At 65.5% G+C, this 17,538-nt stretch carries 19 protein-coding genes and 1 pseudogene; 16 read left to right on the forward strand and 4 right to left on the reverse strand.

Annotated elements, in window-relative coordinates; genetic code table 11:
• The first annotated feature begins 246 nt into the window (after window positions 1–246).
• Window positions 247–1,287 carry a radical SAM/SPASM domain-containing protein gene (locus DAEP_RS0111315; RefSeq protein WP_027244726.1) on the forward strand — a complete coding sequence of 347 codons (1,041 nt, stop codon included), beginning with the start codon at window positions 247–249 and terminating at the stop codon, window positions 1,285–1,287.
• A 78-nt stretch (window positions 1,288–1,365) separates the two neighbouring features.
• On the opposite strand, the gene DAEP_RS0111320 is transcribed toward DAEP_RS0111315, so the two are convergent.
• A complete protein-coding gene (locus DAEP_RS0111320; RefSeq protein WP_027244727.1) occupies window positions 1,366–2,163 on the reverse strand; it encodes a phytanoyl-CoA dioxygenase family protein in 798 nt (265 codons plus the stop codon).
• Between the two features lie 99 nt (window positions 2,164–2,262).
• Here DAEP_RS0111320 and DAEP_RS0111325 point away from each other — a divergent pair, with 99 nt between their 5' ends.
• Window positions 2,263–3,192, forward strand: coding sequence for a LysR family transcriptional regulator (locus DAEP_RS0111325; protein WP_027244728.1), 930 nt, complete (start codon window positions 2,263–2,265; stop codon window positions 3,190–3,192).
• On the opposite strand, the gene irrA is transcribed toward DAEP_RS0111325, so the two are convergent.
• A complete protein-coding gene (gene irrA, locus DAEP_RS0111330; RefSeq protein WP_027244729.1) occupies window positions 3,157–3,573 on the reverse strand; it encodes an iron response transcriptional regulator IrrA in 417 nt (138 codons plus the stop codon). The two genes, DAEP_RS0111325 and irrA, sit on opposite strands and share 36 nt — an antisense overlap.
• A 215-nt stretch (window positions 3,574–3,788) precedes the next feature.
• Between irrA and fabA the strand changes: the two genes are divergently transcribed.
• The 3 genes from fabA to DAEP_RS0111345 are packed head-to-tail and all read left to right on the forward strand — an operon-like array spanning window position 3,789 to window position 6,371.
• Window positions 3,789–4,298: a bifunctional 3-hydroxydecanoyl-ACP dehydratase/trans-2-decenoyl-ACP isomerase gene (gene fabA, locus DAEP_RS0111335; protein ID WP_008556232.1), complete on the forward strand. Its 510-nt coding sequence runs from the start codon at window positions 3,789–3,791 to the stop codon at window positions 4,296–4,298.
• A 45-nt stretch (window positions 4,299–4,343) separates the two neighbouring features.
• Window positions 4,344–5,573, forward strand: coding sequence for a beta-ketoacyl-ACP synthase I (gene fabB / locus DAEP_RS0111340; protein WP_008554159.1), 1,230 nt, complete (start codon window positions 4,344–4,346; stop codon window positions 5,571–5,573).
• Between the two features lie 6 nt (window positions 5,574–5,579).
• Window positions 5,580–6,371: an enoyl-ACP reductase FabI gene (locus tag DAEP_RS0111345; protein ID WP_027244730.1), complete on the forward strand. Its 792-nt coding sequence runs from the start codon at window positions 5,580–5,582 to the stop codon at window positions 6,369–6,371.
• A gap of 266 nt (window positions 6,372–6,637) precedes the next feature.
• Here the strand turns inward: DAEP_RS0111345 and DAEP_RS0111350 are convergent, their stop codons facing one another.
• A complete protein-coding gene (locus DAEP_RS0111350) occupies window positions 6,638–7,066 on the reverse strand; it encodes an FKBP-type peptidyl-prolyl cis-trans isomerase (protein ID WP_008554430.1) in 429 nt (142 codons plus the stop codon).
• Window positions 7,067–7,203: 137 nt separating this feature from the next.
• On the opposite strand from DAEP_RS0111350, the gene DAEP_RS0111355 reads away from it, so the two are divergent.
• From DAEP_RS0111355 to DAEP_RS0111405, 11 genes and pseudogenes are all read left to right on the forward strand, one after another.
• Window positions 7,204–7,890, forward strand: a complete 687-nt coding sequence (locus DAEP_RS0111355) for a haloacid dehalogenase type II (protein ID WP_027244731.1) — start codon at window positions 7,204–7,206, stop codon at window positions 7,888–7,890.
• An 8-nt stretch (window positions 7,891–7,898) separates the two neighbouring features.
• The gene (locus tag DAEP_RS0111360) at window positions 7,899–8,729 is read left to right on the forward strand and encodes an alpha/beta fold hydrolase (RefSeq protein WP_027244732.1); all 831 of its coding nucleotides are present in this window, start codon (window positions 7,899–7,901) and stop codon (window positions 8,727–8,729) included.
• Entirely contained in the window at window positions 8,726–9,703 is a 978-nt protein-coding gene (locus DAEP_RS0111365) for a threonine ammonia-lyase (RefSeq protein ID WP_027244733.1), read from the forward strand. Before DAEP_RS0111360 ends, DAEP_RS0111365 begins: the two co-directional genes overlap by 4 nt.
• 44 nt (window positions 9,704–9,747) lie before the next feature.
• Window positions 9,748–10,944 (forward strand): endonuclease/exonuclease/phosphatase family protein, encoded by a 1,197-nt coding sequence (locus DAEP_RS0111370; protein WP_027244734.1) that lies wholly within the window; start codon window positions 9,748–9,750, stop codon window positions 10,942–10,944.
• A gap of 130 nt (window positions 10,945–11,074) precedes the next feature.
• Window positions 11,075–11,866 carry a 3-oxoadipate enol-lactonase gene (gene pcaD, locus DAEP_RS0111375; protein WP_027244735.1) on the forward strand — a complete coding sequence of 264 codons (792 nt, stop codon included), beginning with the start codon at window positions 11,075–11,077 and terminating at the stop codon, window positions 11,864–11,866.
• On the forward strand, window positions 11,859–12,569 hold the full coding sequence (locus DAEP_RS0111380) for an alpha/beta fold hydrolase (protein ID WP_027244736.1): 711 nt from the start codon (window positions 11,859–11,861) through the stop codon (window positions 12,567–12,569). The genes pcaD and DAEP_RS0111380 overlap by 8 nt, the downstream gene beginning before the upstream one ends.
• Window positions 12,569–13,906 carry a class-II fumarase/aspartase family protein gene (locus DAEP_RS0111385; RefSeq protein ID WP_027244737.1) on the forward strand — a complete coding sequence of 446 codons (1,338 nt, stop codon included), beginning with the start codon at window positions 12,569–12,571 and terminating at the stop codon, window positions 13,904–13,906. Before DAEP_RS0111380 ends, DAEP_RS0111385 begins: the two co-directional genes overlap by 1 nt.
• A 169-nt stretch (window positions 13,907–14,075) precedes the next feature.
• Entirely contained in the window at window positions 14,076–15,164 is a 1,089-nt protein-coding gene (locus tag DAEP_RS0111390; RefSeq protein ID WP_027244738.1) for a Zn-dependent alcohol dehydrogenase, read from the forward strand.
• Window positions 15,165–15,188: 24 nt separating this feature from the next.
• Window positions 15,189–15,557, forward strand: a complete 369-nt coding sequence (locus DAEP_RS0111395) for a hypothetical protein (protein ID WP_008554942.1) — start codon at window positions 15,189–15,191, stop codon at window positions 15,555–15,557.
• Between the two features lie 26 nt (window positions 15,558–15,583).
• Window positions 15,584–16,128: pseudogene (locus tag DAEP_RS23595) on the forward strand (enolase C-terminal domain-like protein); the annotation flags it as partial.
• Between the two features lie 122 nt (window positions 16,129–16,250).
• A complete protein-coding gene (locus tag DAEP_RS0111405) occupies window positions 16,251–16,535 on the forward strand; it encodes an ArsR/SmtB family transcription factor (protein ID WP_008555493.1) in 285 nt (94 codons plus the stop codon).
• Window positions 16,536–16,689: 154 nt separating this feature from the next.
• Here DAEP_RS0111405 and DAEP_RS0111410 read toward each other — a convergent pair whose 3' ends face one another.
• Window positions 16,690–17,538 carry a fumarylacetoacetate hydrolase family protein gene (locus DAEP_RS0111410; protein WP_027244739.1) on the reverse strand — a complete coding sequence of 283 codons (849 nt, stop codon included), beginning with the start codon at window positions 17,536–17,538 and terminating at the stop codon, window positions 16,690–16,692.

The raw sequence follows: 17,538 nt of genomic DNA on the forward strand, positions 1-17,538 counted from the left end.
CCGCATCGCGGACGGCCGGATCACCAGACTCCGGCCGCGCGGCCGCCGGGCTGCGCGCAAGCGGCAAATGCGGGATGAGCTTCACGCCCTGTGAAGTTCTCCTCCCTCAGACCCCAAACCAACGCTCCGGTGGACGCCGCGCTGAACTGCCTCGCATAAAGCTCACAAACCGTGACGCGACAAAAGGTTGTCTGCAATCCCCTGAGCTATAAGGTAGGGTGTGTCAGCCCCAGCGGAGATCGTCGCATGAAAGATCAAGCCACCGCGCCGGACCTCCGTCCGGACACCGCGCAGCCAGACCTCCCCGCCAAGCCGCCCGGGCTGCATGAGCGGGCGCTGCATCTGATGGCCCGGCTGCTGCCGCTGTCCTTTTTCCGCCGTCCGCCCAAGATCATCATCATCGACGCCACCAACAGCTGCAACCTGCGCTGCCCGGTCTGCCCCGTCACCTTTGCGATGAGCCGCAAGCGCGGCATGATGAAGCCGCATGTGTTCCGCAAGATCATCGACGATTTCAAGGACCAGCGGGAAAAACCCGCGATCTACTTCAGCTTCTCGGGTGAGCCGACGCTGCACAAGGACCTGCCCGAATTCATCGCTTACGCGCATGAGAACGGCCATGACACCTATCTGTCGACCAACGCCACCCGCCTGACACCCGAAATGAGCGAACGGCTGATCCGCTCAGGCCTTGCGAGGGTGAACCTGTGCATGGACGGGTTTTCCAAGGAGGCGCAGGAGTCCTACCGGGTCAATTCCGACTTCGATAAGGTCAAGGCCAGCATCGAGGAATTCCTCACGATCAAGAAAGACCTGGGCTTCAAGACCCCGGTCACCGTGCTGCAGACGCTGCTGACCAGCTATTCCGAGCCGCAGATGGACGAGATGGAAGCCTGGGCGCGCGAGGCGGGATTTGACCGGGTGCGGTTCAAGACCTTCTCGATCGGCTCGTACACCTCTGCCGATCAGAAACGCGAGTTCGCCCACTTCCTGCCGCGCCAGAAGAAACTGCGCCGCCACCCGCGCCACACCAGCCATGCGCTGTGCACGGTGCCGCTGTTTCAATCGGTGGTGTTCTGGAACGGCGATCTGGGGCTGTGCTGCATCGACTACGACCAAGTGATCCAGCTGCCCAATGTCGAGCAGGACGGCTTCCTGGCAGCCTACCGCTCAGAAGAGGCCGCGCGCGCCCGCAAGCGCGGTTTCCTCAAGCAGTTCGGCATCTGCAAGACCTGCTCCTTCTCCAATGCCGAAAACATGGGCATCCGCCGCGACCTGAAGGAATAGGCGCGCGCGGCTTTCATCTTTCCCGAAATACTCTGGGGGTGAAGGCCAAAGGCCTGAGGGGGCAACGCCCCCTCCCCCTCACCGCTGCAGCAGGATCGGAAACCAGTCTTCGCGCAGGCGCTGGCCCGGCTTCATATCGTGGCCCGGGAACGGCGGCGAGGTGCGGCCCGGACGCTCCACGTAACGGGCATCATCGCCCACCAGCCGCAGCGAAAATGCGCGGCGGCGCGAGGCGGAGGTATTGCCGCGGGCGCCGTGCAGCGTCTTGTAGTTGAAGGCCACCGCATCGCCCGGCTGCATCGGGTACTCCAGCACCGTCATGCCCTCGGAATCCGGGTCCGGGACGGCCATGTACTGGCCCTCGTCCGGGAAGAAGTCCTCCTCCGACACCCAACGGGTCGGCAGCACTTCCTTCTCCCATTTGTGCGAGCCGGCCACGCAGCGCAGGGTGGCCTCTTTGACCTCATCCAGCGGCGACCAGAAGCTGATGGTCTGCTCACCCTCGACGAAGTAATAGGGGCCGTCCTGGTGCCAGGGGGTCGCCATCGAGGTGCCCGGCTCCTTGACCAGAACATGGTCATGGAACATTTGCACTGACCGGGAGCGCATCAGGTCGGCGGCGACTTCGGCAACCGGGGACTGTTCAATCGCTTGCTGGAATTCGGGAATGCGGGTCCAGTTGCAGTAATCATCGAAGAACCGGCCGGTCTGCCCGGCCTTTTCGTTGTTCGACGCGTAAGGGCCGGGGTTTTCCATATTGGCCGCAACGCCTGCGCGCAGCAGTTCGACCTGATCTGCAAACAGGCCGCGGATCAGGACCACGCCGTCGCGCTGGAACTGCTCCACATGTTCCGGGGTGATGAGGGGGTGGACCATTGCTGTCTCCGCTGCTGAATGATGCAAATCCGATGCGCCATTCCTGCCGCGGCAGAGGTATAGTTTCAAATCATATCTTTTTAAGATACCCTTCGAGAGATGTTATACCTAACCCTGCGCCATTATGAATATGTTTGCGCCGTCGCCCGGCACGGCAGCCTGTCGGCGGCGGCGGATGCCGTGCATGTGAGCCAGCCCGCGCTGTCCGCCGCGCTGAGCCGGATCGAGGAGCGCCTGGGCCATGCGCTGTTCCTGCGCAGGCGCGGCGCGGCTCTGGCGCTGACGCCGCAGGGGCGGCGGTTTGCCGAACAGGCGCAGGCGCTGCTGGATCAGGCGGCGCGGCTGGAGAACCCCAGCAGCGCCGGGGCCGTGCACAAGCTGACGCTGGTCTGTTTCTCCGACCTGGCTCCGTTTTTGCTGGCCCCTGCCCTGAAGGCCCTGCGGGCGGTCCTGCCCGATGTGGAAGTCAGCCACCGCGCCTGCGGTTTTGAGCCGCTGATTTCCGCGCTGAGCACAGGCACGGCGGATCTGGCGATCACCTATGACCTGGGGCTGGATGCGGCTTTCAGCCGGGCCGAGCTGGACAGGATCGCGCCGCATGTGCTGGTGCCGCCGGAGCATCCGCTGGCACAGCGTCGCGGCCTGTCCCTGGCGGAGCTGTCGCAGCACCCGCTGGTGCTGTCGCAGGAAGGGCTGTCGGTGCAGCACATGCTGGGTCTGTTCAAGACCCAGGGACTGGTGCCGCGGATTGCGCACCGGGCGGAGACGCTGGAGCTGCTGCGCAGCCTGGCAGCCAATGGCGAGGGCGTGGGTATCAGCTACAGCCTGCCGCCCGGCGGGATCAGCTATGACGGCAAGACCCTGTGCGCGGTGCCAGTCACGGATGCGGCGGCGCAGGAGCCGGTGATTCTGGCTGCCCACACAGGAATGCCGGAGGAGTCCCCGGCCTTCAAAGCACATGAAATTCTCCGCAAAGCGCTGAGCGCCCGCCGGTCAGATCTTGCGCAGGCGGATCACCACATCGACTGAGGCGATCTCCATCCCCTCCGGCGCTTCCGGCAGCTTGTGGATCACCAGATCCTGCGCGGGCGCATCGCTCACCCTGCCCTCGTCCTCCCAGAAGAAATGCGGGTGGTCGTGGGTATTGGTGTCGAAATAGCTTTTGGAGCCGTCGAGCGGGATCTCCTGCAGCACGCCCGCGTCGCAGAACGCGCGCAGGGTGTTGTAGACGGTCGCCAGCGACACCGCGGCGCCCTTTTTCTTGGCCGACTCGAACAGGCTTTCGGCGGTGATATGGCGGTGCTTGCCGTCGCCGACCAGCAATTCGGCAAGCGCAACCCGCTGCCGGGTGGGTCTCAGCCCGGCCTCTGTCAGCCAGCGTGTGGCCACTTCTTCGCTGTTTGGCGTCATGAGCAGGTCCTGCATCGCGTTGCTGACCGTATATATAGGAGCAAGCGCCAGGGTTTTTCAAATGAAATTCATTCGCAGCTGAACTCCCCTTTCCGGGGCGTCTGTGGCACATTCAACGCAGGAAGTGACGCGGGGTCCCCTTGCAGGACCCTTTCGCGCGGTGCTACAGGGAGCCAGATATATAGACCCGAACCCTAGGCAGGAGAGACGCCCGAATGGCCGATTACCCCAGCAGCTTTGACAAGGACGATTTGCTGAAATGCGCACGGGGCGAGCTGTTTGGGCCGGGCAACGCCCAGCTGCCGGCGCCGCCGATGCTGATGATGGACCGTATCACCGAGATTTCCGGTGATGGCGGCGAGCATGGCAAAGGCCATGTGATTGCCGAATTCGACATCACTCCGGACCTGTGGTTCTTTGATTGCCATTTCCCGGGCAACCCGATCATGCCCGGCTGCCTCGGCCTGGACGGCCTGTGGCAGCTCACGGGCTTCAACCTGGGCTGGCGCGGCTGGAAAGGCCGCGGCTATGCGCTGGGTGTGGGTGAGGTGAAGCTCACCGGCATGGTGCGCCCGGACCGCAAGATGCTGACCTACCGCGTCAACTTCACCAAGGCCGTGCAGACCCGCCGCCTGACCATGGGTGTCGCCGACGGCATCGTAGAAGCCGACGGGGAAGTGATTTATCAGGTCAAAGATATGAAAGTGGCCCTGTCCGAGAGCTGACAGGCTTTCCGGCAGGACAAGAGTCACAGGAACAGGAGTACGCACATGCGCCGCGTCGTCGTCACCGGTCTGGGGATTGTCTCCTCCATCGGGAACAATGCCGAAGAAGTCACCGCCTCGCTGAAAGCCGGCAAATCCGGCATCGTTGCCAGCCCGGAAATGGCCGAGCACGGTTTCCGCAGCCAAGTGGCCGGCACGCTCAAGATCGATGTGGCTGAGCATGTGGACAAGCGCACCCTGCGCTTCATGGGCCCGGGCGCGGCCTATGCCCATATCGCCATGAGCCAGGCGATTGCGGATGCGGGCCTCAGCGAAGATCACGTGGTGAACGAGCGCACCGGCCTGGTGGCCGGCTCGGGCGGCCCGTCCACCTCTGCCATGCTGGCGGCGCATCAGACGGTGCTGAAAACCGGCGCGACCAAGCGCATCGGCCCGTTTGCGGTTCCGAAGTGCATGTCCTCCACGATCTCGGCCAACCTGGCGACCGCGTTCAAGATCAAGGGCATCAACTACTCGATCACCTCCGCCTGCTCCACTTCGCTGCACTGCATCGGCAACGCGGCGGAGCAAATCATGATGGGCAAGCAAGACGTTATGTTTGCCGGCGGCGGCGAAGAGCTGGACTGGACGCTGAGCTGCCTGTTCGACGCCATGGGCGCGATGTCCTCCAAGAAGAACGACGCGCCGGAAAAAGCCTCCCGCGCCTTCGACCAGGACCGCGACGGGTTCGTGATCTCCGGCGGCGGCGGCATCGTGGTGCTGGAAGAACTGGAGCACGCGCTCGCCCGCGGCGCCAAGATCTATGCCGAAGTGACCGGCTTTGCCGCCACCTCCGACGGCCACGACATGGTTGCGCCGTCCGGCGAAGGCGGCGAGCGGGCGATGCGGCTGGCGCTGGCCACCCTGCCGGAGGGCCGCAAGGTGGATTACATCAACGCGCACGGCACCTCGACCCCGGTTGGCGATGTCGGCGAGGTTGAAGCCGCGCGCCGGGTTTTCGGAGAGGGCAAGGTGCCGCCGATTTCCTCGACCAAGTCGATGACCGGCCACGCCCAGGGCGCTGCCGGGGCGCTGGAGGCAATCTTCTGCCTCCTGATGCTGGACAACGATTTCATCACGCCGTCGATCAACGTCGATACCCTCGCCGAAGGCATCCTGCCGGGCGAGATTGCCACCAGTCTGGTGGAAAACGCCGGCCTCGACTCTGTCATGACCAACAGCTTCGGCTTTGGCGGCACCAATGGTTCGATGGTTCTGAGCAAGTACAAGGGATAAATGGCGATGACGGGACTTCTGACCGGCAAGCGCGGCCTGATCATGGGCGTTGCCAACGACCGCTCCATCGCCTGGGGCATTGCCAAGGCCATGGCGGACGCCGGGGCCGAGCTGGCCTTCACCTATCAGGGCGAGGCCTTTGGCAAGCGGCTGGAACCGCTGGCCCAGAGCGTCGGCTCGGATTTCATGGTCGACGTGGATGTAACCGACGATGCCTCGCTGGATGCGGCGTTCGAACAGCTGGCGGCACGCTGGCCGACGATTGATTTCGTGGTGCATGCGATTGCCTATTCCGACAAGTCGGAGCTGACCGGGCGGTTCCTGAACACCACCCGCGCCAATTTCAAGAATTCCATGGATATCTCCGCCTATTCCTTCATCGAGGTGGCGCGCCGCGCCTACCCGCTGATGAAGGACAACGGCGGCACCCTCTTGACCCTCACCTATCAGGGGTCGAACCGGGTAGTGCCGAACTACAACGTGATGGGCGTGGCAAAGGCGGCGCTGGAATCGGCGACCCGTTACCTGGCCAACGATCTGGGCCCGGAAGGCATCCGGGTGAACGCGATCTCGCCCGGGCCGATGAAGACCCTGGCAGGCGCTGCCATCGGCGGTGCCCGCAAGACCTTCAAGCACACCGCTCAGAACGCGCCGCTGCGCGACAACGCGACGCTGGAAGCGGTGGGCGGCACTGCCGTGTACCTTGCATCCGACGCGGGCGCGTGCACCACCGGCGAGGTCATCCGGGTGGACGGCGGTTTCCACGTGCTGGGGATGCCGCAGCAGGACCACCTGTAACCACTTCCCCAAAGGCCCTGTTAAATAAAGGCGCTCCCCCAGGGGCGCCTTTTTCTGTTTCTTCTCCAAGCTGTCCCCGGCCCGCGGGGTTCTGCATCCGGCCTGCGGCGCGCTCCCGCCCGTCACCGGGCTTCTGGCAAAGCCCGCTCCCGTTGGGCGTGGCACCGCGCCGGGCGCGGTGCCACGCCCAAGGCTGCCAAGCGTCCGCCGGCGCAGCCGGGGGACCTGCGGGCGCGGGAGCACCTCCCTGCCCCGCAGGCGCAAGCTTAGTTGATAGACACCAGCTCGATGTCGAAGACCAGATCCTTGCCTGCCAGGAAATGATTGGCGTCCAGCGTCACGGTCTCTTCGGTCACTTCGACCACGGTGACGGGCAGCACATGGCCTTCGGGGCTTTGCATTTGCAGCTGAGTACCCGGATCCAGCGGGATATCGGCGGGGATGCCTGCGCGCGGGATTTCCTGGCGCGCTTCGGGATTGATCGGGCCGTAGCCATCGGCACAAGCAATTTCCAGCGTCTTCTTGCCGCCGGCTTCCATGCCTTCCAGACCGGCATCCATTCCGGCAATCACCTGGCCTGCGCCCACTGTGAATTCCAGCGGCTCGCGCCCTTCGGAACTGTCGAAAACGGTGCCATCCGTCAGCTTGCCTGTGTAGTGGATGCGCACGGTGTCGCCGTTCTTTACCCCGGTCATAAGACCTCCAATCGGTTGCGGGTTAATAAAGGGGCGCAGCCTAGCGCCCGCAGACGCGATGTAAACCCGTATGGGGGCAATTTCCGGCTTTGCCACCCTGCCGCCTTCGTGCAACTCTCGCCGCAACGGAGGGAGCCATGCCGATCACCACCTGCATATTCGACGCTTACGGAACCCTGTTCGACGTGGCAGCCGCCGCCCGCCAGGCCGCCAGCGAGCCGCAGTTCCCGCATCTGCGGGACAGCTGGGCCGAGCTGGCCAGCCACTGGCGGCTGAAACAGCTGCAATACACCTGGCTGCGCGCCATCACCGGCGCCCATGCGGATTTTTGGGATGTGACCCGGGACGGGCTTGACTGGGCGATGGAAGCCGCCGGGCTGGACGGTGACGCCGCCCTGCGCCAGCGCCTCCTGGATCTCTACTGGGAACTGCAGGCCTACCCGGAGGTGCCCGCGATGCTGAAGGCGCTGAAAGAGGCCGGGATGAACACCGCGATCCTGTCGAACGGCTCGCCTGCGATGCTGGACGGTGCGGTGCGGTCGGCGGGGCTGGCAGACGTGCTGGATGATGTGCTGTCGGTGGAAAGCGTTGGCGTCTTCAAACCTGACAGCCGTGTATACGATCTCGTCGGCGAGCGTTTCGGGTGCGCCAAAGATAGCGTGCTGTTCGTGTCCTCCAATGGCTGGGATGCGGCGGGGGCTTCGGGGTACGGCTTTGTCACCGCCTGGGTGAACCGGGCGGGCGAGCCGGTGGACAGGCTGCCCTGGAAGCCCGCGCATATCCTGCCGGATCTGACCGCCATTCCAGACCTTGCGCGGAGCTAGGCGGACCCATGGCGTTCTTTGAAACTTCTGACGGGCTGCGGCTCTATTACACGGACAGCGGCACGGGCCTGCCGCTCCTCTGCCTCGCAGGCCTCACCCGCGACAGCCGGGACTTCCGCTATTTCGCGCCGCATGCGGGGCCATACCGGATGATCACTCTGGACGCGCGCGGCCGGGGTCAGTCGGCGCACGACCCCGATTTCATGACCTACAACGTGCTGCGCGAGGCGCAGGATGCGCTGGAGCTGCTGGACCATCTGGGACTGGAGCGCGCCGCGGTGCTGGGAACGTCGCGCGGCGGGCTGGTGGCGATGACGCTGGCCGCGATCGCCAAGGACCGGCTGGCGGCGGTGATCCTGAATGACGTCGGCCCGGAGATCCCGCCGGGCGGCATTACCCGGATCATGGAATACGTGGGCCGCCGCCCGGCCGCCAAAACCCATGCGCAGGCCGCGGAAACGCTGGCAGCGCTGATGGCACCGGCCTTCCCGGATGTGCCCGCAGCGCGCTGGCGGGAGGAAGCAGAGGCTTTTTATGACCAAGGCCCGGAGGGTCTCCGCCTGCGCTATGATCCGCGGCTGCGGGACGCTTTGCTGGCGCAGGCAGAGGCCGGCCCCGCCCCGGATCTGTGGCCGCTGTTCCTGGCGCTGGAAGGGCTTCCCTGCGGCGTGATCCGCGGCGCGAACTCGGACATTCTGAGCGCCGAAACCTTCGCAGAGATGCAGCGCCGCCTGCCCGGCCTGCACGCTGCGGAGATTGCCGGACGCGGCCATGTGCCGTTTCTGGACGAGCCCGAAGCGCTCGCCCTCATCCATTCAGTTCTGGACCCCGTCAAATGACCTCAATTGCCATGATCGACGCCGCGGCGGAGCGGCTGAAGGGCCACGCCCGCGTCACCCCGCTTTTGTCCTCGCCGTTTCTGGACGAGATTGCCGGACGCCGCGTGCTGGTGAAGGCGGAATGCCTGCAGCACACCGGATCCTTCAAGTTCCGCGGCGGCTGGTCGGCGGTCTCGGCGCTGCCGGAAGAGACGCGCAAGCGCGGTGTCATTGCCTATTCCAGCGGCAACCATGCGCAAGGTGTCGCAGCCGCCGCCAAGGCGCATGGGGTGCCTGCCGTGATCGTGATGCCCGCCGACGCGCCCCGGCTGAAGATCCAGAACACCCGCGATCTGGGGGCCGAGGTGGTTCTGTATGACCGCGCGGGCGGCGAAAGCCGCGAGGCGGTGGGCGCGCAATACGCCGAAGCCCGCGGTTTGACCCTGATCAAACCCTATGATGAGCCGCAGGTGATTGCGGGCCAGGGCACTACGGGGCTGGAGATCGCGGAACAGGCTGCCGCCGAGGGCGTCACCCAAGCGGATGTGCTGGTCAATTGCGGCGGCGGCGGGCTGTCGTCGGGCATTGCGCTGGCGCTGGAAGCCCGCGCGCCGGGGCTGCGGGTGCGGACGGTGGAGCCGGAAGGCTTTGACGACGTGGCCCGGTCGCTGGCGGCGGGCGAGATCTGCCGGAACCCGAGCCAGTCCGGCTCGATCTGCGACGCGATACTGACACCGCAGCCGGGGGAGATCACCTTTCCCATTCTCAGCCGGCTGTGCGGGCCGGGCCTGGTAATTACCGAGGATGAGGCGATGCGGGCAATGGCCCTGGCCTTCCTGCGGCTGAAAATCGTGCTGGAACCCGGCGGCGCGGCCTCGTTTGCCGCGGCGCTGTTCCACCCCGGGCGGGTCGCCGGTGCCGCGGTGATTGCGGTTGCCACCGGCGGCAATGTGGATGCGGAGCTGTTCCGGGAGGCGCTCTCGCGCTATGCTTGACCCCTGGCCGCGCATTTTATAGCGCGGCAGTCAGGGGGGCCGTCATGACACGCTTCACCATCGCCTCGTTCAACGTCAAGAATCTGATCGGACCGGAGCGGGAATACTACCGCTTCCAAAGCTACACGCCGGAGGAATACGCCTGGAAGGCGGATTGGATGGCCGACCAGCTGTTGACGCTCAACGCCGATATCGTGGGGTTTCAGGAGATCTTTGACGAAGCGCCGCTGCGCCAGGTCATCACCGAAACCGACCGGCGCGGGGCAGAGGCCAACGCCGCCAGCATCCCCGACCCTTCCAAACGCTATCACCGCAAGGCGGTTTTTCAGAAGATGGATTATGGCTCTTACGCCGAAGCGGAACTGGTCTTTGCCGCCAACCTCAACGACACCGGCGAACCTGGCAAGCGGCGGCCCGGGCTGGCGGTGCTGTCGCGGCTGGGCTTTGCGGATGATCCCGAGGTGATCCAGGACATGGACCAGCCGCTGGACATCCCGATGGCCTGCCTGGGCGAGGAAGAGGACGCCGGTTTCTACACCCTGCGCCGGCTGTCGCGGCCGATCCTCAAGGTGCGGGTGCCGGTTGGGGATCAGGTGATCACCGTGTTCAACTGCCACCTGAAATCGAAGCTTGGCGAATACATCAAGCCTCAGGGCGCGCCCTATCCGCCCGAAACCGTGCTGACCGCCTATGATGCGGCAGGCCGGGCGCTGGGATCGCTGCGGGCGGCGCTCCGGCGGATGGGGGAGGCCTGGGTGCTGCGCCGTGCGGTGCTGGACGAGCTGGAGCAGGGGCGCCCGGTGATGGTGCTGGGGGATTTCAACGACGGCGAACATGCGGTCAGCAGCGAGATCATCGCCGGCGAGATGCCGTTCACGAACTACGCCTGGATGCTGCGCCATGACGCCCGGCACTCCGGCGACCGCTACAGCGCAGCGGAAGACGAACAGATCCGCGAGGACGTCGACCGGGTGCGGCTGCGCTCTGCCGGGAAGATGTTCATGAAAAGGTCATTGCGCGATGTGGTCTATACCACCGCCTTTGGCGGTGTGCATGAGAGTGTCGACCAGATCTACATGTCACGCCATTTCGACCCGTCTTGGCCCGGGGCGGTAGGAGAGATGCAGTACTACAGCGTTTTCAACGACCACCTGACCGACGGCAGCCACCCGGAGGCGCCTTACAACAGGCCAGCCTCCGATCACGCGCAGATCATGGCGCACATGGAGCTGCGCGGCTGAGGCGTGCAGGAAAACCGGTTTTCCGGCCAATTTTCTTTCTTAAGAAAATTCCCCCGCCCGCAGCAGGCGGCTGGTTTACCTCTCTGCCCCGGCGCAGGTAGAGTGCGGCGGAACAGCAAAGAGGCGCTCCATGCAGATTGCAGACCTGGGCGATGTCCAGCTTCATTACCGCGTTGACGGGGACCCGGACGGCGCCCCCATCGTTTTTGCCAACTCGCTGGGGACCGACCTGAGGGTTTGGGATGCGGTGGTGGACCGGCTTCCCGCAGGCCTGCGCATCATCCGATATGACAAGCGCGGGCACGGGCTGTCCTCCTGCCCGCCCGCGCCCTATTCGATGGGGGCGCTGGTGCGCGACGCGGAGCGGCTGCTGGATCATCTGCAGGTGCGCGACTGCATGTTCGTGGGGCTGTCGATCGGCGGCATGATTACCCAGGGCCTTGCGGTGAAGCGCCTGGATCAGATCCGGGCGCTGGTGCTGTCGAACACCGCCGCCAAGATCGGCACTGCGGAGATGTGGAACGAGCGGGTTCAGACAGTTCAGTCCGACGGCATCGAAGCGCTGGCCGACACGGTGATGGAGCGCTGGTTTGCCCGCAGTTTCCGCGCCACGCCAGAGCTGCAGCTGTGGCGCAACATGCTGGTGCAGCAATCCCGCGACGGCTATGCCGGCTGCTGCGCGGCGATTGCCGGCACCGATTTCTATACCCCCACCAGCGGCCTGCGGCTGCCCTGTCTTGGCATTGCGGGCTCCGAGGACGGCTCCACCCCGCCCGACCTGGTGCGCGAGACGGTGGACCTGATCCCCGGCAGCCAATTCCACCTGATCCGGCGTGCGGGCCATATTCCTTGCGTCGAGCAGCCCGACGAATATGCAGAACGGCTGAGCGCATTTCTGAGGGAGACCGGGCACATTGGCTGAGGTTCTTCTGGTTCACGGCTCCTGCCACGGCGCCTGGTGCTGGCACGATGTCGTTCCGGCCCTGGAGGCGCGCGGCCACACCGCCCGCACCCTCACCCTGCCCGGCCATGGCGACGGGCGCGATCCGGCGGCGATCACACTGGAGGAAACTGCTGAGGCGGTGCTGGCGGCCTCGGCACCTGACACCATCGTGCTGGGCCATTCCTGGGCCGGGTTTCCCATTTCCGCCGCAGCGGAGATAGGGCCTGACAGGTTGCGCGGCCTGATCTACCTCTGCAGCTATATTCCGGTCAGCGGCCTGTCCCTGATCGACATGCGCAAGGCGGGGCCGCGGCAGACGCTGACAGGCGCCACAACCAAGAACGCGGCCGGCACCAGCTACAGTTTCGTGGCGGAGAGCGCGCCGGAGCTGTTCTATCATGACTGCCCGGCTGAAACGGTGGCGTTCGCGCTGGCACACCTGTGCCCGCAGCCGATCCCGCCGCAGGACACGCCAATCCGCCTGGGCGACCGGTTCGAAGGTGTGCCCAAGGCCTATATCCGCTGCACGCAGGACCGGGTAATCCCGCCGGAATACCAGGCGCAGATGGCGGCGCAGCTGCCGCCGCACCGGGTCTTTGACATGAACACTTCCCATTCGCCCTTCTTTGCGGACCCTGAGGGGCTCGCGGATCTGATCGGGCACATCGCAAAGGACTTCTGATGGCAGGTTCGGTTTTTGACAGCCAGGTGTATGGCGGCCTGTTCGGCTGCGGCGAGGCCAGCCGCCTGTTTTCGGACAGTGCGGAGGTGCGCGCCATGCTGCTGGTCGAGGGCGCATTGGCCAAGGCGCAGGGCGACGCGGGCATGATCCCGCAGGAAAGCGCTGCCGCAATCGCCCGTGCGGTGGTGGAAATTGCCGTTGACCCCGGCGTGCTGAAACGGCCCAGCACGCAGAATGGCGTGCCGGTGCCGGGGCTGGTTGCCGCCTTCCGCGAGGAGATGAAAGCGCCGGAGCACGCGCAGTATGTGCATTGGGGCGCCACCTCGCAGGACATCATGGATAGCGCGCTGATGCTGCGGCTGCGCCAGGTGCTGGCACTGGTGGAAGCGGATGTGAAGGCCGCTGCGGTATCGCTTGGCAGGCTGGCCCAAACCCATGCGGACCTGCCGATGACCGCCCGCACCTATGGGCAGCACGCCACCCCCACCAGTTTCGGCGCGGTGGCAGCCGCCTGGGGCACCCCGTTGTTGAACCTGCTGGAGGAACTGCCCGCGCTGCGCCAGTCGTGCCTGCTGGTCTCCCTCTCGGGTGCGGCGGGCACGTCCGGCGCGCTGGGGCCGAAGGCAGCAGAGGTGCGCGCTGCGATGGCCAAGGGGCTGGCATTGCAGGATCCGGGACGCAGCTGGCACAGCGACCGCACGCCGGTCCTGCGGATCGCGGACTGGCTGCAGCGGGTGACGCTGGCCTTCGGCAAGATCGGCGAGGATTGCATTGCGCTGGTGCAAAGCGGCATTTCGGAGATTTCGCTGGGCGGTGCCGGGGCGTCCTCCACCATGCCGCAGAAGCAGAACCCGGTGGCGCCTTCGGTGCTGGCGGCGCTGGCGCGGCAGGGCAGCGGCTTGTTCTCCGTCCTTCAGGGGGCCTCGGTGCAGCAGCATCAGCGCGACGGGGCGGCCTGGTTCAGCGAATGGATGAGCCTGCCGCAGATCGTTCTGGGTGCGGCCAGCGCCGCAAAGACGGGCAAGGACCTGTGCGCGGGCCTGGCACCCGATCCGGAGGCAATGGCCGCCGCGCTGTCCTGCGGGCTGGGCATGATCCACGCAGAGGCGCTGAGCTTTGCCCTAGCAGAGCAGATGCCGCGGCCCGATGCGCAAGCGGCCGTAAAGGCGCTGTGCCGGGAAGCACAGTCCTCGCAGACACCGTTGCGGGCGCTGGTGGCGCGTGACTATCCCGGCCTGGACGCGGCGGCGCTGTTTGATCCGGCGCAGCAGATGGGCCGGGCGCCGTGGGATGCCTTGCAGTTTGCCAAACGGGCTGAGGAACTGGGCAACCGGTAAAGGAAGTTCAGAAGATAACGCGTGTTCACGCTGCTCCTCATGGCCATCGGCTGCACGGTGTTTCTGTGCAGCGAGTCTTCTGTGACGTAATACCGCCGCCGGGCTGCCGTATTCCCGCTTGATGCAGCCAGGCCGCCGCGCCACCCTGACTGAAACGGGGAGGAAAACCATGCAAACCATCAAAGCCGCTGTCTGCCACGCGTTCGGAGCCCCGCTGGTGATTGAAGAGGTCCTGCTGGCACCGCCCGGCATGGGCGAGGTCGAGGTCACGCTGGACGCGGTCGCCATCTGCCACAGCGACATCTCCTATTCTGAAGGCGCCTGGGGCGGATATCTGCCTGCGGTCTACGGGCATGAGGCCGCCGGGGTGATTACCGGCCTTGGCGGGGGTGTGCAGGGGTTTGCCAAGGGCGACTCCGTCGTGGTCACCCTGATCCGCAGCTGCGGAACCTGCCCGTCCTGCGCAAGCGGCAGGCCGGTGATCTGCGAAACACCCTATGATGGTGTGAACGGCCCGCTGAAGACAGCCGAAGGCCGGCCGCTGGAACAGGCCATGGCCTGCGGTGCCTTTGCCGAGAAGGTGGTGGTGGACCAGCGCCAGATCGTGAAGATCCCGGCTGAAATGGGCAAGGACGCTGCGGCGCTGATGTCCTGCGGGGTGATCACCGGCGTCGGGGCGGCAGTCAACGCCGCCCAGCTGCGGGCCGGGCAGGACGTGGTGGTGATCGGTGCGGGCGGCGTAGGTCTCAACGCCATCCAGGGGGCCCGCATTGCCGGCGCCCGGCGCATCGTTGCGGTGGACATGAGCCAGGAGAAACTGGACATCGCCAAGGAGTTCGGCGCGACCCACGGCGTTCTGGCAACTGAGGACAAGCCGTGGAAAGCCGCATTCCGGGCGCTTGGCGGCCGCGGCGCGGATGCGGTGCTGGTCACAGTCGGCGCCATTCCCGCCTACGAGCAAGCCCCGCGCTATCTGGCGCGCGGCGGCAGGGCGGTGCTGATCGGCATGCCGCATTCCGGCGCCAAGGCCAGCTACGAGCCGGTGGTTCTGGCCGCCGTGGGACAGGGGCTGATAGGCTCCAAGATGGGGGATGTGGTGATCCAGCGGGACATTCCTTGGATGGTCGACCTCTACCAGCAGGGCCGGCTGAAACTCGATGAGCTGATCTCGGGCCGCTGGTCCCTGGAGCAGATCAACGAGGCCATTGCCGACACCAAGACTGGCTCTGCCAAGCGCAATGTGATTGTCTTTGACTGACACGCACAAACCGGAGCGCAGCCCGTGCTGAAATTCCTGACCAGCCTGTTCAAGCCTGAACCGGTGAAACCGGCCCCGGCCACCTCGGAGACGTCGATGCTGTTTGCGGTGGAGGAGATTGTCCCCTTCCTGACGCGGCTTGCGAACAATCCCCGTTTCGGCCTGCCGGGCGGGCTGGCGGCTTCGGTCGCCGCAGGACTGCCGGACCTTGCCGAGCAGCAGAGCCGCCGCTGGCGCATTGACGGCGGCTTTGACACGGTGCCTGCGCATTTCGAAATCGAGGTGATGATGGAGCGCGGAGGCGAGGCAGATGTCACCTTCTTTGCCCCGCAGCCCGCGGTGGCGGAGATCAACCGGGAACTGGCCGCCTTTGATGCGGCGGCGGAGCGGTAGGCGGTGAAGCTGCATGACCTGAACGTGGTCGTTACCGCCCTGCCGGCCCCCGGCTGGGGCAGGCGCTTGAGCCCTGTTCGCCGCTCTGGTTCGTGAAACCCACACCGCCCGACAATATCGAAGGCATGACCTAGGGTGCCCGCAGCCTGCGCATTCCCGTGGCCACGGGCGAGCGGATGACCACCACATCCGACTGCGCCGCAATGCTGCGGGCTGGTGCTGCGGAGATCCGGCAGCCCGCCTTGGGCCGGGCCGGCGGCATTTGGGAAATGAAAAAGGCCGCGGCGATTGCCGAGGTGTTGAACGCATTGCACCGGATCTGTACGCCGGGCCGGTGAATTGGGCCGCCAGCATTCACTTCGCCGCCTCGATCCCAGCATTCTGCTGCTGGGGACGATCGGGACCCCGTTCCACGAACCGCTGATCAAAGGCTACATCCGGGCCGAAAACCGCTCTGGCACGCGCACGCCCTTTCACCGGCAGCGATCTGCACCTCAGCATGCAGGAGGCCGCCTGCGATTGCGCCAAGGGCTATGCTTTTGCCGGTGGCACTCCGCCCATTGCGGAATGAAACGCTACTGCGGGGTGACTCGGGCGCCGGAAAGGGTAATGTTGCCGGCAAAAGACGACCGCAGGACCTGAGCATTGACCCTTTCGCCCCAAGACGCGCTTCCCCCGGAAACCCCTCAGAACATGCAAGAAAGTGCTGCCGCTGCGGCTGCGTTCCTCAAGGCGCTGGCCCATGAGGGGCGGCTGATGATTCTGTGCCATCTAGGCGCGGGCGAGCGGTCGGTCGGTGAATTGGAGGGGCTGCTGGACATGCGCCAGGCTGCGGTCAGCCAGATGCTGGCCCGGCTGCGCGAAGAAGGCCTGGTTGCCACCCGGCGCGAGGGGAAAACGGTCTATTACTCGCTGCAGGATCCGAAAACCGAAGAGACCATCGCCCTGCTTTACAAGCATTTCTGCAGCGGTCTCTGAGCTGCGCGGCAGCACTCCGTTCTGAAACCAACGGCCTGCCCCGCAGCGGATCCCGCGCTGCGCTTTGCGCAGCGCCACGCCCAACCGGAAGGGCGCATTTTGCGAATGCGCCGGGGCGGGCGGGAGCGCCCCGCCTTGTCTCACCCGACTTGCCTCAGCTGTCCGCGCGCACGGTTTGGGTTTGCACGCCGAGGCCTTCGATCTCCAGCCGCATCACATCGCCCGGTTTCAAATAGACCGGTGCGGGCTTCATGCCCATGCCCACGCCCGGCGGTGTGCCGGTCGCGATTACATCGCCCGGATGCAGGGTCATCAGCTGGCTAAGATGCGCGATGATCTGCGCCACTGTGAACACCATTGTGCGGGTGCTGCCGGTTTGCCTGCGTTCTCCGTTCACGTCGCACGTGAGCCACAGGGCTTGCGGATCGGGCACCTCGTCGCGAGTCACCAGCCATGGGCCCACGGGACCGAAGGTGTCGCAGCTTTTGCCCTTGGTCCATTGGCCGGTCAGCTTGGTCTGATAGTCGCGCTCGGACACGTCGTTGATCAAGCAATAGCCTGCCACGTGGTTCAGCGCCTCTGCCTCTGACACGTATTTGGCAGCGGTGCCGATCACCACGCCCAGTTCGACCTCCCAATCCGCAGCGACCGAGCCGCGCGGCAAGATCACATCGTCATTTGCGCCAGCGATCGAAGAGGTGGCCTTGAGGAACAGAATCGGATGCTCCGGCAGCGCCATGTCCATCTCTTCAGCGTGATCGGTATAGTTGAGGCCGATCCCCAGAAACTTGCCCGGCTGCCCGACGCAGGGGGCCAGGTCCGGCGTGCCCGGCACCAGCGGCAGCGTCTGCGGATCCAGTGCGGCCAGTCTGGCCAAGGTTGCCTCATCCAGCACAGCCCCGGTGATATCCGGCACATGCGCCGACAGATCCCGGACCGCGCCTGCGCCGTCCAGCAGTCCCGGCCGCACGTCTCCGCCGGAGCGGTATCGCAGAAGTTTCAT

The organism is Leisingera daeponensis DSM 23529 (assembly GCF_000473145.1).
In the GTDB taxonomy this organism is placed as follows: domain Bacteria; phylum Pseudomonadota; class Alphaproteobacteria; order Rhodobacterales; family Rhodobacteraceae; genus Leisingera; species Leisingera daeponensis.